This window comes from Pseudoroseomonas cervicalis, assembly GCF_030818485.1.
Taxonomy (GTDB): Bacteria; Pseudomonadota; Alphaproteobacteria; order Acetobacterales; family Acetobacteraceae; genus Pseudoroseomonas; species Pseudoroseomonas cervicalis_A.
The window spans coordinates 486,115-499,625 of record NZ_JAUTAJ010000004.1; the positions used below are offsets into that span (position 1 = coordinate 486,115).

A 13,511-nucleotide genomic window follows, 5' to 3' on the forward strand; every position below is an offset into this window, starting at 1 on the left:
ACCGGGGGCGCGGAACGCCGAAGCGGCGCGGCATCCACAGCTTTCTGTGGACACCGCGCCGCGCGGCGCGGTCAGTACTCGAATTCGTAGGACAGTCCGACGCGCTCGCCATCCTCGCCGCCGGTGCTGCTCTCCAGCTTCAGCCGCGGCGTCAGCTCCACCTCGACGCCGACGCGCGGGCCGCCATCGGTGCCCTGCTCGACATTCAGATAGACACCCTGGCCGAGATAGCCGCCGGCATTCAGCGAGGGGTTCTCAAGCCCCCCCTGATTGTTGCCGACGCCCAGCCGGTCGAGGCCGAGCCGGTCCGCCAGCCGGCCCAGGAAACCGCGCCCGCCGCCCGGGGCGACGCCCGCCAGCGTCGCCGCGCCGCCGGCCAGCTGGGCGATCTCCAGCGGCGAGAGCCGGTCGACGGGACGGTTGAACAGCAGCCGCGCCAGCACCTCGTCCTGCGGCAGCTCGGGCTCCGAGGTGAAGCTGATGACCGGGCTGCTGGGCTGGCCGGTGATGCTGACGGTGATGGTGACACCCTGGGCGGTGGTGCTGGCCTCGAAATCCAGCGAGGGGGTCAGCGCGCCGTCGAAGGTGAGGTCGCCCTTGCTGAAGGTCAGCCGACGGTCGAGCAGCTGGAAGGTGCCGCGCCGCAGGTTGAAGGCGCCATCCGTCTGCACATCGGCCGCGGTGCCGCCGACATGCAGCCGCCCGCCCAGCTCGGCATCCAGGCCGCGGCCGCGGATCAGGATGGATTGCGGCGCCTCCACCGTGATGTCGAGCGCGATCGGCGCCGGCGGCGGGCCGGGGGCGGCGGGCGGCGGCGCGCCGGCGCCGCGCTCGCGCACCTCGCCCAGCGTCGCGACGCCGCCGCCCGGCAGGGCCTGCGGGATGTTCACCGCCACCCGCCGCAGCCGCACCGTGCCGCCCAGCGCCGGATTTTCCTGCAAGGGGCCGGTGAAGCGCAGATCGGCATCCAGCAGCGCCGTCACCAGCTCGCTCTGCACCGGCGTCGCGTCGCGCGCGGTGATGGCGATGTCGAGCGGGATGCCCGGCGCCAGCGGCTCGGCCTGGCCGGTGATGCGGAGAGTGCCGGTGCCGGCGCGCGCGGTGATGCCCTCGATCACCACGCGCTGGCCATCGGCGCGGATGCGGCCCTGGATGCCGGTCAGCCGCAGCCCGTAGAGCGGGTTGCGGATGTCGCCGCCCGAGAGGGTGGCGCCGCCGGTCAGCACCGGCGCGCCCAGCGTGCCGCTGGCCCCCGCATCCAGCGCCAGCCTGCCGGTGACGCGGTTGGCGCCGCCGCCGAGGCTGGGGGCCAGCAGCGGCTGCAGATTGGCATTGCCGCGCAGGCTGGCATTCAGCGGCGCATCCGCGCCGGGCCCCTGCGGCAGGCTGGCGGTGGCGTCCAGCGTCACCAGCTGGCCCATGCGCAGCGCCGCCTCGGCGCGGATGGCGCCGCTGCCGGCGCGCTGCAGCTGCACCCGCAGGCTCGCCGCCGGCCAGCCCTGCGACCAGGGGGCGGTGACCTGCAGCCCGGTGCCGTTCAGCGTCGCGTTCACCTCCGGCGCGCTGGTCGGGCCGGTGATGCGCGCCTCGCCCACCACCGTGCCGGAGAGCCGCGGCTCGGGCACGAACATGTTCACCAGCGAGGCCGGCAGGGCGGCCAGCGCCACGCGCAGATCGGCCCGCTCCGGCCCCCAGCGGCCGCTCAGGGTGAAATTGCCGGCCGGGCGGGCGGCCAGCCGCAGCCCGGGGATCTCCACCGCGCCGGAGGGCGGCAGCAGGATGGCGCCGGGCGCGGCCAGGCGGATGCCCATCTCGCCCTGCGCCGCCTCGAAGCGCGCGATGTCGAGGCGCATGCCCTGCTCGTTGCGGGTGAAGCGGCCCTGGCCCTGCACATCGGCCTGCGGCAGCCTGCCCTGCACCTGCCAGTCCAGCGCCGCGTCGGTGCCCTTCAGCGTCATGCTGGCCGCGTAGTTCTTGCCGCCGAGCGCGATGCGCTGCGTCTCGGCGCGGGCGTCGAAGGCCTGCAGCCCCTCCGGCGTCGGGTTCAGCCGGGCGCGCAGGCGGAAGCCGCCGGCGATCTCCTGGCCGATCAGGCCGGAAAGCGGGGCGAGGTTCTGCGCCTCCGCCTCCAGGCTGCCATCGAAGCGGGTGGTGGTGGTGTTCAGGCTGCCCTCGGCCTTGGCCTGCACCGGGCCGAAGGTCAGGCTGGCGGCGTCCAGCCGCACCATCTCGCCCTGCTGCGCCGCGCGCAGATCGAGCGAGACCGGCTGGCCCTCGGCGCGGCCGGTCAGCCGGATGGTGCCGGCCAGGCCGCTGACCGAGGGGATCTCGGCGGCCAGATGCGGCTCTTCGATGCGCCGCCCGGCGGCCACCAGGCCGGGGCTGGTCACCTCCAGCCGGATGGCGGGGTCGGCGGCGGGGCCGGTGATGCGGGCCTCCAGCCGGGCGGGGCCGGAGAGCTCCGGGCGCAGCCTTTGCAGCTCCGGCAGTTCCAGCAGGGCGGTGAGGTCGAGCACCTGCCACCCGGTGCCGCTGGCCTGCAGCCGGGCGCCCTGGCCGCGCACATCGAGGGAATCGATGCGGAAGATCGTGCCGCGGTAATCGGCCTCCGGCGCCGGGCCGAGCGCGCCGGAGAGCGGCTCGGGCGCCGTGAGGCCCTGTGGCCGCAGCGCCGCCTGGATGCGCTCGCCCTCCTCCACCGTGGCGGTCAGGGTCAGCGCCTGCCAGCCGAAGCCGGCGGGGATGAGATCGCCCAGCACCGCGGAGGGGGCCAGCCGCGCCTCGGCCTGCAGCCTGGCCAGGTTGCCCTGGGCGGTGATCTCGCCGGCGCGGGTGGAGAGGCGCAGCGAAGCCAGCTCCGGCTGGCCGCCGGCCGGCAGCTTCGCGTCGATGGCGAAGTCGACGGCGCGCACCGGCTCGGGCGCCAGCGGCGCCGGGGCGTCCAGATGGCCCCGCAGCGCCAGCGCGCCGCCGCCCTGGGCATCCAGCGCCAATTGCCCCTCGGCATTGAAGCCGGCCTGGCCGCCGAAATCGGCGCTGGCGCGCAGAGCGGCGCCGCTGGCCGGCCCGTCCAGCGACAGGCGCAGCTCGGCCGGCGCGGTGGCGATGCCGAGCGCGGTGGCCAGCACACCCCCCGCCGGCTCGGCGACCCGGAGATCGGCCTTCAGCGCCGCCTGCGGGTCGAGGGCGAGGTCGAGATCGAGCCGCCCCTCCGCCTCCAGCCGCTGCACGCCGAGCTTCGCCTGCAACGCGGCGGCGACCAGGCTGGCCTGGCCCTCGGCCGAGAGGGCGAAGAAGGGGGCGGGGCCATGCTCCTCGACGGTGGCCGCCACCAGCTCGCGCGGGATCTCGATGCGGGCGATGGAAAGCCGCTCCAGCCGCAGCGCCACGGGCAAATTGGGCAGGGTCGGGATCGGCCCGCCCTCGGAAGGGGTCGGCTCGGGCGGCGGCGCGTTCGGGTCGCTCTCCGGCAGGCGCAGCAGCGCGATGCGGGCGGCCTGCAGCGTCTCGATGCGCAGCTCGCGGCTGAGCAGGGCGCGCAGGTCGATGTCGAGCCGCGCCTGCTCCACCTCCAGCCAGACGCCCTTGGCATCGGCCATGCGCAGCCGGGCGAAGCCGGGGGCGCCGGGGATCGGGCCGTGCAGCCCCTCGATGGTGAGGCCGGGCACGAAGCGCTGCGCCAGATCGGCGATCAGCTTCTGTCCCGGCGCGGTGTTGGCCGCCGCCAGCACGCCGCCCAGCAGCAGCACCGGCAGCAGAATCAGGAAGGCCAGGAGCCCGAGGCCCCAACGCAGCACGCGGCGCATCAGAAGGCCTGCCCGATGCCGAGATAGAGGCCGAAGGCGCTGTCGCCCCGCTCGCGGTTCAGCGGCAGCGCGACATCGGCGCGCAGCGGGCCGATGCCCGTCAGGTAGCGCACGCCGAGGCCGGCGCCGAATTTCATGTTGTCGAAGGCCGGCGTCTGGTCGCGGGTGACCGAGCCGGCATCGAGGAAGGCCGCCATGCCGAAGGCGCCGCTGATGCGCTGGCGCAGCTCGATGCTGCCCTCGACCTGGGAGAGGCCGCCGGCAGGCTCGTTGGAGGCGGTGCGCGGCCCGATCGACTGGTAGTCATAGCCGCGCACCGAGCCGCCGCCGCCCGAATAGAAGCGCTTGTCCGGCGGCACGCCGCCGAAGCTGGCGCCGACGATGCTGCCCACCGCGGCGCGCAGCGCCAGCACGCTGCCCTTGTCGCCGGAGAGGTCGAAATAGGTGCTGCCCTGGGCACGCAGCCGGGTGAAGGCGTTGCTCTCCCCCAGGCTGTAGATCGGGTTGACCAGCAGCGTGGCGCGCAGGCCGCGCGTCGGGTTCAGCGGGCTGTCCACATCGGTCCAGCGCAGCGAGCCCAGCACGCCCACCAGCTGGTAGTCGGTGGTGCTGCCATCCTGCGTCACACGGCTGAATTCCAGCTGCGGCCCGGCGCTGATCGTCAGCCTGGGCGAGACGGTGCGCTCCAGCGTGGCGCCGAGGGTGAAGGCGTCGCGGTCATAGGCATCGGGGCGCTCGCGCAGGGCGGCGATGTCGAAGGTCAGGCTCTGGTTGCGCCCGGCGAACCAGGGGGTGCGCAGGCTGGCCGAGACCTTGCCGCCGGTGTCGCTGGTATCGCCCGTGGTGCCGAGCCGGTTGACCTCCGCCTCCAGCCGCAGCCGCTCGGCGCCGCCGAACAGGTTGCGGTGTTCCCAGTAGGTGCTGAAGGTGGGGCCGTAGCGGGTCTCGTAGGCGGCGCTGAAGCCGATGGCGCGCAAAGGCCGCTCGATCACCGTATAGGTCAGCGGCAGGCGGCCATCCTCGTCCAGCCGGTCGGCGGCGCGGGCGCGCACCGTGCTGAACACGCCGAGGCTGAGCAGGTCCTGGCGTGTCTTGTTCACCCGCTCCTGGCTGTAGGTCTGCCCCTCCAGCGGCGCCACGATGCGGCCGAGCAGGGCGCTGTCGGTGCGCCGCTCCCCGGTCACGCCGGGGCGGGCGAATTGCGCGCGCGGGCCGGGGGCGACCACGAAGGTCACCTCCATGCGCTTCGTGTCATGGTCCACCGTGACGCGGCGGCGCACCCGGGCGAAGGGGTGGCCGGCATCCTGCAGCGCCTTGGTCAGCCGCCCCTCGGCATCCAGGATCGGCTGGGCGCGGGCGGGGCTGTCGGCGGCGAGGCCGGTCTCCCCGGCATCGGCCAGCGAGGCGCCATCCGGCTCGGCCTGCAGCCGCACCGGGTCCAGCCGGTATTGCGGCCCGCGCTCGACGGTGATGGTGATCGGGATCGGCCCGGCCCCGGCCGGGCGGGATGACAGCCGGTCGGCCAGGCCGGGCGTGTCCGGCGGGGTGCCATCGACCAGGATGGTGGCGCGGCCGGCGTAATAGCCCTCCGAGCGCAGCGCGTCGCGCATATTGCCCGACTCGGCGATGGCGCGGCTGACCAGGCCGTAGGTATCGACAGGCGCCCGCTCCCGCAGCTGCTCCAGCGCCGAGGCGCGGGAGATGGCGTCGTCCAGCGCCTCATCCCCGGTCTCCGGCAGGGTCACGCTGTACTCGACGCGCTGCTCCTCGGACTCCGCCTCCGGTGTGGTCGCCTCCGCCGGCACGGCACTGTCCGCAGCCGGCTGCGCCGCCGCCTGCACCAGACCGAGAAGGGGAAGTGCCAGCCCTGCACCGGCCATGAGGATCATCAGGGGAAGGGAGGATTTGAGACGCATCGGCTTAAGCGGTATGCCCTAGCACATGGATCCGACCCTTGCCGAAACACTGACGCGTTGGCGCAGGCATCTCCACGCCAATCCCAGCCTCACCCTGAACGAGGGGCCGACCGCCGCCTTCGTGGTGGAGCGGCTGAAGGAGCTCGGCGTGACGGAGATCGTCGAGGGGGTGGGCGGGCATGGCGTGGTGGCCACGCTGCACCGGCCCGGCAGCAATCGCAGCGTCGGGCTGCGCGCCGATATGGACGCGCTGCCGATCGAGGAAGCGGCGCAGGACCTGCCCTGGCGCAGCACCCATCCCGGCGTGATGCATGCCTGCGGGCATGATGGCCACACCACCGCGCTGCTCGGCGCCGCGGCGCTGCTGCTCCGGGACGAAAGCTGGACCGGCACGGTGCGGCTGGTGTTCCAGCCGGCCGAGGAGGGTGGCGGCGGCGCCGCCTCCATGGTGCGGGACGGGCTGTTCCAGCGCTTCCCGATGGACCGCATCTTCGGCTGGCACAACTGGCCCGGCCTCGCCGCCGGCACCATCGCGGTGCATGACAGCGCGGTGATGGCCGCCGGCAACCGCTTCGAGTTGGTGATCGACGGCCATGCCGGCCATGCCGCGCTGCCGCATCTGACGCGCGACCCGATCGTCGCGGCCGGCCACGCCATCGTTGCCTGCCAGTCCATCGTGGCGCGCAATTTGGACCCGATGGCGACCGGCGTGGTCAGCCTGACGGTGATCGAGGGCGGCGAAGCGCAGAACCAGATCGCCGCCCGCGTGGTGATCAAGGGCAGCATGCGCTTCCTGACCGAGGAGGTCGGCGAACAGATCCGCGACGGGCTGCGGCGCGTCGCCGCCGGCATCTCCGCCACCTTCGGCGTGAAGGCCGAGGCCGTGATCGGCGGCGGCGTGCCGGTGACCACCAACCACCCCGAGGCGCGCGAGCTGGCGGCCGAGGCGGCGGGCGCCGTCACCACGCTGCGCCGCGACATCGGCCCGGCGATGACGGGGGAGGATTTCTCCCATTTCCTGAATGTCGTGCCGGGCGCCTTCGTGTGGATCGGCAACGGCCCGGCCGAGGGCGGCTGCGAGCTGCACAACCCGCATTACGATTTCAACGATGCGGTGCTGCCGGTGGCCAGCAATTTCCTGGCCGAGACCGCCCGCCGCGCCCTGGCGAAGGAGCCGGGCTGACCGCCACGCTTCCCGGCGGCGGCCGGGCCCAGGCGGGGCGACGAGGGGGCGGGGGCGTGCGCACTCATCCCCGTCCAACGCCCTGTCCGCGCCGCGGTTGCACCCCCGGTGCAACCCGCCTAACCCGGAGGGCGCCTCCGGGTTCCCGCATACCCGCCCCGAAAAATCGCGATGCGCTTCCATCCGGGGCAGGGCTTGCGCCGCCCCGCTTCCGCCCCTGATCCTGCCGCGGACAGACGGAAGGATATCCGATGATTCCCACGCTCAAGACCGACCGCATCAGCATCCCGAAGCTCGGCCTCGGCACCTGGAAGCTGGCCGGGGCCGAGGGCCAGGCCGCGGTCGAAAGCGCCATCGCGCTGGGCTATCGCCATATCGACACCGCCGACCGCTACGGCAATGAGGAGGCGGTGGGCGCCGGGCTGAAGGCCTCCGGCGTCGCGCGGGGCGATCTCTTCGTCACCAGCAAGGTGTGGTTCGACAATCTGGCCCCCGATTCCATCCGCCGCTCGCTGGATGGCTCGCTGCGCAAGCTCGGCACCGACCATCTGGACCTGTTCCTGGTGCATTGGCCGACGCCGCAGATCGACCTCGCCGCCGTGGCGCGCACCATGCAGGCGGTGACGGATGAGGGGCTGACGCGGCATTGGGGTGTCTCCAACTTCCCGCCCGCGCTGATGCGGCAGCTGGAGGAGCTGGGCGCGAAGCCCGCCTGCCTGCAGGTCGAGTACCACGCGACCCTGTCGCAGCAGCTTCTGCTCGACTGGTGCCGCCCGCGCGGCATCGCGCTGACCGCCTATTCGCCGCTCGGCCAGGGCGCGCTGGCCGATGAGCCGGTGCTGGAGCGGATCGGCCGCAAGCATGGCGCCAGCGCCCAGCAGGTGGCGCTGGCCTGGCTGCTGCGGCAGGAGGGTGTGGTGGCCATCCCCAAGGCCGGCCGCCGCGAATCCCAGCAGGCCAATCTCGACGCCGTGCCGCTGGCCGCCAAGCTGGACGTCGAGGACGTCGCCGCCATCGACGCCCTGCCGAAGGACCGCCGCCGCGTGAACCCCGACTTCGCCCCCGCCTGGGATTCTTTGTAAGGCTGCCGCCGTCTGGTGGGGAGGCGGGGCGCTGCAGCTCCGCCGCTCCGCCGGTGGCGGAGGTGTGCGGCCTGCGGCGGCTGCGTCCATTTTCTGTCGGGCTGCCGCCATCTGGTGGGGAGGCGGGGCGCTGCAGCTTCCCCGCCTCACTGGCGCTGGGTGCGCGAGGGTTGCGGCGGCTGCGCCCTGCGGCTCTCGCCGTGTCAGGCCGGGCCTGCAGCGACCGCCGTCTCAGCCCTGACCGGCAGCTGGAAGAGAACCGGCAGCTGGCAAAAGAGAAGACCAGAGGGGTTCCTTGATCTTGGCCAGGAAGGCGGCGTGGGCGGCGAGTTCCGCCTCGCTGGGCTGGATCGGGCGGGGCTGGCGGGCGACCGGGGCGGCGTCGATCTGCAGCACCACGGGGGTGGAGACGGCCGGGCGGCTGGCCAGTTCCAGCCCCGGCTGCTTGCCGCCCATCAGCTCCAGATAGACCTGCGCCAGCAGCTGCACGTCGAGCAGCGCGTTGTGCGCGGTGCGCATGGAATTGTCGATGCCGTAGCGCCGGCACAGCGCGTCCAGGCTGTTGGGCAGGCCGGGGAAGCGCTTCTTCGCCATGGCCAGCGTGTCGACCATGCGGGCGCGGTCCAGCACCTTGTGGCCGGCCTTCTTCAGCTCCCAGTCCAGGAAGCCGAAATCGAAGGGCGCGTTGTGCGCGATGATCGGGTCGTCGCCCAGGAAGTCCAGCATGGCGGGGGCGATCTCGGCGAATTTCGGCTTGCCGATCAGCATCTCGCGCGTGAAGCCATGCACCTTGGTGGCTTCCTCGGGCACGTCGCGCTCCGGGTCGATCAGCATGTGGAAATGCCGCCCCGTGGGCACCAGATTGACGATCTCCACCGCCGCCACTTCCAGCACGCGGTCGCCGGTCAGCGGGTCGAAGCCGGTGGTCTCGGTGTCGAGGACGAGGGCGCGGCTCATCGCGGGCGGTCTCCTGGGCGCTGGCCCGCCGGGCCTGCGGCGCCGGGGGCGTGCGGGCCTGTCTCCCGCAAAACCCCTCGGCCCGCAAGCGCCGCCGCGGCTTCTCAGCCGGGCAGGAAGCGGCGGATCAGCTCCGCGATCTCGCGGTGATGCGTCTCCAGCGCGAAATGGCCGGTGTCCAGCAGATGCAGCTCGGCCCTGGGCAGGTCGCGGCGATAGGCCTCGGCGCCCGCCGGCAGGAAATAGGCGTCATTGCGGCCCCAGGCCGCCAGCAAAGGCGGCTGGTGCTGGCGGAAATAGGCCTGGAAGGCCGGGTAGAGCGCGACATTGGTGCGGTAGCTCAGGATCAGGTCGAGCTGGATCTCGGCCGCCTCCGCCCGGTGCATGTAGAGCTGGTCCAGCCCGTAGCCGTCCGGGGCGACGCGCCCTTCCGGCGCGCCATCGACATACTGGCTGCGGATGAACTCGTCGCTCAGCGCGGCGCGGCAGGCCGCGCGGTTCGCGGGCGTGGGCTCCCGCCAATAGGTCTGCCAGGCTTCCCATTCGCGGCTCAGCCCTTCCTCATAGGCATTGCCGTTCTGGGTGATGATGGCGGTGACGCGCTCCGGATGCGCCATGGCCAGGCGCAGCCCGACCGGCGCGCCATAGTCGAAGACGTAGAGCGCGTAGCGCTCGAGCCCGAGCGCCTCGGTGAAGCCGGTGATCACCTCGGCGAGCGTGTCGAAGCTATAGTCGAATTCGCCGCGCGCGGGCGCCCTTGTCTGGCCGAAGCCGGGCAGGTCGGGCGCAATCACTCGATAGCGGTCGGCCAGCAGCGGGATCAGGTCGCGGAACATGTGGCTGGCGCTGGGGAAGCCGTGCAGCAGCAGCAGCACCGGCGCATCGGCCGGCCCGGCCTCGCGGTAGAAGATGTCGGCCGGACCGACGGCCTGGCGGCGGTAATGGATCGCGGTCATGGGACCTCCTGAGCCTGTGCGGCGCGCTGGCGCCGCCTGAGGCCCGGGAGGTAGTCCCTTGCGCCAAACGTCTGAATGCGCGCTGGATGACCGGCTCGATTGCAGGATCTGAAAGAATGGACCGGCTGGACGCGATGGCGCTGGCGCTGGCGGCGCTGGAGGAGGGGTCGCTGGCCGCCGCCGCGCGGCGCCTCGGCCGCTCGGCGGCGGCGGCCACCCGCGCCGTCGCGATGCTGGAGGCGGAGGCGGGCGAGGCGCTGCTGCTGCGCTCCACCCGTGGCCTGCGCCCGACCGAGGCCGGGGAGCGCCACGCCAGCGCCTGGCGCGACGCGCTCGCCCGCCTGGCGGAGGCGCGGCGCGACGCGGCGCCCGGCGCCATCGCGGGCCCCCTGGTGCTGACCGCGCCGGAGCTGTTCGGGCGCCTGGCCGTGGCGCCGGTGCTGGAGGGTTTCCTGGCGGCGCATCCGGCGGTCTCGGCACGGCTGCTGCTGCTGAACCGGATGGCCGATCTGCTGGCCGAGGGCATCGACCTCGCCATCCGCCTGGCGCCGCTGGCCGACAGCCAGCTGGTCTCGGCGCGGCTGGGGGAGGTGCAGCCGGTGCTCTGCGCCGCGCCCGCCTATCTCGACCGCCATGGCGCGCCGGGCGCGCCCGCCGAGCTGGAGGGCCATGCCTGCATCGGGCTGAACCCGGATGGCCATCGCGAGCTGTGGAGCTTCCGCCAGCGCCCTGGCAGCGGCGGGTTGCGCTCGGTGCCGGTGCAGACACGGCTTTCCGTCACCAGCGCCGCCGCGGCGCTGGAGGCCGCCCTGCGCGGCGCCGGGCTGGTGCGGGCGCTGAGCTACCAGGTGGCGGCACCGCTGGCCGAGGGCAGGCTGCGCCGCGTGCTGGTGCCCTGGATGCCGGAGGCGGTGCCGGTGGCGATGCTGTTCCGCCCGCATCCGCGCCCCTGGTCGCCGGTGCGCGGCTTTGTCGACCATGCGGTGCCGCGGCTGCGGGCGGAGCTGGCGCGGATCGCGGCGGTGATGCGGGGGCTGGAGGGGTAGGGGGGCCTACCGGTACCGCTCCAGCAGCCGCCGGATCGCCCGCCGCGCATGGGCGCGCGACAGGCCGGTGCGGATGACATGGTCGGCGCGGCGGCGCTTCTCGGCATCCGGCGTCTGGCGGGCCAGGATGGCGGCCAGCCGCTCCGGCGTCATGCCCGGGCGGCGCAGCACCCGCGCCCGCTGCGTCGCGGCGGGGGCGGAGACCACCACCACCGCGTCGCAGCGCGCCTCGCCGCGCGTCTCGAACAGCAGCGGGATGTCCAGCACTACCAGGCGCCGGCCGGCGCGCCGGGCGCGGGCCAGGAAGCGGCGCTCCTCGTCGCGCACCAGCGGGTGGACGATGCGCTCCAGCCGCGCCAGCGCCGCGCGGTCGCCGAGCACGGCGCGGCGCAGCGCCTCGCGGTCCACCGCGCCGTCGCGCAAGGTGCCGGGAAAGGCGCGGCCGATCGGCGCCACGGCGCGGCCGCCTTTGGCCTGCAGCCGGTGCACCGCGGCATCGGCGTCGAAGACCGGCACGCCATGGCGGCGGAAGGTGGCGGCGGCGGTGGATTTGCCCATGCCGATGCCGCCGGTCAGGCCGAGGATCTTCACCGCCCGCCCTCCCGCCCGCTCAGGCGGTTTTCGGGATGTCGGCGGCGAGCAGGGCGCGCAGCTCGGCATCGACCGCGGGACGGGCGCCGAACCAGGCCTCGAAGCCCGGCCGCGCCTGGTGCAGCAGCATGCCGAGCCCATCCACCGCCCGCAGCCCGCGGGCGCGGGCGGCGGCCAGCAGCGGTGTCTCCAGCGGCACATAGACGGCGTCCGCCACCACGGCGCGGGCCGGCAGCGGCGCCAGGTCGAGGGCCAGCGGCGGCTGGCCGGCCATGCCGAGGCTGGTGGTGTTGACCAGCAGCGCGGCCTCCGCCAGCGGCGGGGCGTCCGCCACCGCGATGGGGCCGCCAAGCGCGGCGGCCAGCGCCTCGGCCCGGTCGCGGCTGCGGTTGACCAGGGTGAGGCGCGGGCAGCCGGCATCGAGCAGCGCGGCGGCGATGGCGCGCGCCGCGCCGCCGGCGCCCAGCAGCACGGCCGGGCCGTCACCGGCCTGCCAGCCCGGCGCCTGCTCGCGCACGCTTTCCAGGAAGCCGAAGCCGTCGGTGTTGCTGCCCTCGATGCGGCCGTCGCGGAACACCAGCGTGTTCACCGCCCCGGCGCGGCGCGCCGTGGGGTCGACCGAATCGCAGAGCGCGAAGGCCGTCTCCTTGTGCGGGATGGTCACATTGGCGCCGCGGAAGCCGAGCTTCACCAGGGCGCGCACCGAATCGGCGAAATCGGCCGGCTGCACGGGCAGCGGCATGTAGGCGCCGTCGATGCCGTGCCGCTTCAGCCAATGGCCATGCAACAGGGGGGAGCGCGAATGCGCGACGGGCCAGCCGAGAACGCCCGCCAGCCGCGCCTTGCCGGACTGGATCGTCATGCCGGCATGATTCGGGCGTCCGGCCGCCCGGTCAATGGCGCGCGGCGCGGGCCGGGGCACCCCCCTGGTATTCCGCGCCCGGCAATGCCACCACTGCGGGCGACGCAAGACGCAGGCACGGAGCCTTATCCATGGCCAAGGGTTTGAAGGTCGCGGTCCAGATGGACCCGATCCAGGGGATCAACATCGACGGCGACAGCACCTTCGCGCTGATGCTGGAGGCCCAGGCGCGCGGCCACCTTCTCTGGCACTACCATGTGAAGGACCTGACGCTGGCCTCGGGCCGCGTGCTGGCCCGCATGCAGCCGGTCGAGGTGCGGCGCGAGAAGGGCAACCACTTCACCCTGGGGGAGTCGGCGCTGCACGACCTCTCCACCATGGATGTGGTGCTGATGCGGCAGGACCCGCCCTTCGACATGGCCTATATCACGGCCACCCATATCCTGGAGCACATCCACCCGAAGACCCTGGTGGTGAACGACCCGGCGCATGTGCGCAACGCGCCGGAGAAGCTGTTCGTCATGCAGTTCCCGGAGCTGATGCCGGACACCATCATCACGCATGACCCGCAGGAGGTGCGCGCCTTCCGCAAGAAGCATGGCGACATCATCGTCAAGCCGCTGTTCGGCAATGGCGGGGCCGGCGTGTTCCACCTGCGCCCCGAGGATGGCAACCTGAACGCGCTGCTCGAGCTCTATGCCGAGCGCTCGCGCGAGCCGCTAATGATCCAGCAATACCTGCCCGCGGTGCGCAAGGGCGACAAGCGCATCATCCTGGTCGACGGCGTCGCCATGGGCGCCATCAACCGCGTGCCGGCGGAGGGCGAGAGCCGCTCCAACATGCATGTCGGCGGCCGTCCCGAGGCGGTGGCGCTGACCCCGCGCGACCGCGAGATCTGCGAGCGCATCGGGCCGGAGCTGAAGGCGCGCGGGCTGATCTTCGTGGGCATCGACGTGATCGGCGACTACCTGACCGAGATCAACGTCACCTCGCCCACCGGGCTGCAGGAGCTGGCGCGCTTCGACGGCATCCATCTCGAGAAGGCGATCTGGGACGCCATCGAGAGCAAGCGCTGAGCCATGTGCGGCCGGGACCCCGTTCCCGGCCGCGCC

The 13,511-nt window shown here is 73.5% G+C and carries 10 protein-coding genes; 4 read left to right on the plus strand and 6 right to left on the minus strand.

All coding sequences use genetic code 11. The features are described from left to right. Window positions 1-71: 71 nt before the first annotated feature. Window positions 72-3,806 (minus strand): translocation/assembly module TamB domain-containing protein, encoded by a 3,735-nt coding sequence (locus tag QE401_RS06170; RefSeq protein WP_307137374.1) that lies wholly within the window; start codon window positions 3,804-3,806, stop codon window positions 72-74. Then, a complete protein-coding gene (locus QE401_RS06175) occupies window positions 3,806-5,611 on the minus strand; it encodes an autotransporter assembly complex protein TamA (protein ID WP_307137375.1) in 1,806 nt (601 codons plus the stop codon). Before QE401_RS06175 ends, QE401_RS06170 begins: the two co-directional genes overlap by 1 nt. 136 nt (window positions 5,612-5,747) lie before the next feature. Here QE401_RS06175 and QE401_RS06180 point away from each other — a divergent pair, with 136 nt between their 5' ends. Together QE401_RS06180 and QE401_RS06185 are read left to right on the plus strand one after the other, a co-directional pair. Continuing rightward, the gene (locus QE401_RS06180) at window positions 5,748-6,905 is read left to right on the plus strand and encodes an amidohydrolase (protein WP_307137376.1); all 1,158 of its coding nucleotides are present in this window, start codon (window positions 5,748-5,750) and stop codon (window positions 6,903-6,905) included. A 251-nt stretch (window positions 6,906-7,156) separates the two neighbouring features. Then, complete coding sequence (locus QE401_RS06185) at window positions 7,157-7,987, plus strand: aldo/keto reductase (RefSeq protein ID WP_307137377.1); 831 nt, start codon at window positions 7,157-7,159, stop codon at window positions 7,985-7,987. 231 nt (window positions 7,988-8,218) lie between these two features. Here the strand turns inward: QE401_RS06185 and dnaQ are convergent, their stop codons facing one another. Both dnaQ and QE401_RS06195 read right to left on the minus strand, forming a co-directional pair. Next, the gene (gene dnaQ, locus QE401_RS06190; RefSeq protein WP_307137378.1) at window positions 8,219-8,944 is read right to left on the minus strand and encodes a DNA polymerase III subunit epsilon; all 726 of its coding nucleotides are present in this window, start codon (window positions 8,942-8,944) and stop codon (window positions 8,219-8,221) included. Between the two features lie 104 nt (window positions 8,945-9,048). Then, window positions 9,049-9,900 (minus strand): alpha/beta fold hydrolase, encoded by an 852-nt coding sequence (locus QE401_RS06195; protein WP_307137379.1) that lies wholly within the window; start codon window positions 9,898-9,900, stop codon window positions 9,049-9,051. A 116-nt stretch (window positions 9,901-10,016) separates the two neighbouring features. Here QE401_RS06195 and QE401_RS06200 point away from each other — a divergent pair, with 116 nt between their 5' ends. Beyond that, a complete protein-coding gene (locus QE401_RS06200) occupies window positions 10,017-10,946 on the plus strand; it encodes a LysR family transcriptional regulator (protein WP_307137380.1) in 930 nt (309 codons plus the stop codon). Between the two features lie 6 nt (window positions 10,947-10,952). On the opposite strand, the gene coaE is transcribed toward QE401_RS06200, so the two are convergent. Both coaE and QE401_RS06210 read right to left on the minus strand, forming a co-directional pair. Further along, a complete protein-coding gene (gene coaE, locus QE401_RS06205) occupies window positions 10,953-11,537 on the minus strand; it encodes a dephospho-CoA kinase (RefSeq protein WP_307137381.1) in 585 nt (194 codons plus the stop codon). 19 nt (window positions 11,538-11,556) lie between these two features. Further along, the gene (locus tag QE401_RS06210; RefSeq protein ID WP_475638073.1) at window positions 11,557-12,399 is read right to left on the minus strand and encodes a shikimate dehydrogenase; all 843 of its coding nucleotides are present in this window, start codon (window positions 12,397-12,399) and stop codon (window positions 11,557-11,559) included. 131 nt (window positions 12,400-12,530) lie between these two features. On the opposite strand from QE401_RS06210, the gene gshB reads away from it, so the two are divergent. Continuing rightward, window positions 12,531-13,475 carry a glutathione synthase gene (gshB, locus tag QE401_RS06215; protein ID WP_307137382.1) on the plus strand — a complete coding sequence of 315 codons (945 nt, stop codon included), beginning with the start codon at window positions 12,531-12,533 and terminating at the stop codon, window positions 13,473-13,475. The last annotated feature ends 36 nt before the right edge of the window (window positions 13,476-13,511 follow it).

Bases quoted from the DNA above. Each gene is read 5' to 3' on its own strand.
- QE401_RS06200 (WP_307137380.1), top strand. From the start codon at position 10,017: ATGGACCGGCTGGACGCGATGGCGCTGGCGCTGGCGGCGCTGGAGGAG.
- dnaQ (WP_307137378.1), bottom strand. From the start codon at position 8,944: ATGAGCCGCGCCCTCGTCCTCGACACCGAGACCACCGGCTTCGACCCG.
- QE401_RS06170 (WP_307137374.1), bottom strand. From the start codon at position 3,806: ATGCGCCGCGTGCTGCGTTGGGGCCTCGGGCTCCTGGCCTTCCTGATT.
- QE401_RS06210 (WP_475638073.1), bottom strand. From the start codon at position 12,399: ATGACGATCCAGTCCGGCAAGGCGCGGCTGGCGGGCGTTCTCGGCTGG.
- QE401_RS06185 (WP_307137377.1), top strand. From the start codon at position 7,157: ATGATTCCCACGCTCAAGACCGACCGCATCAGCATCCCGAAGCTCGGC.
- QE401_RS06195 (WP_307137379.1), bottom strand. From the start codon at position 9,900: ATGACCGCGATCCATTACCGCCGCCAGGCCGTCGGTCCGGCCGACATC.
- QE401_RS06180 (WP_307137376.1), top strand. From the start codon at position 5,748: ATGGATCCGACCCTTGCCGAAACACTGACGCGTTGGCGCAGGCATCTC.
- gshB (WP_307137382.1), top strand. From the start codon at position 12,531: ATGGCCAAGGGTTTGAAGGTCGCGGTCCAGATGGACCCGATCCAGGGG.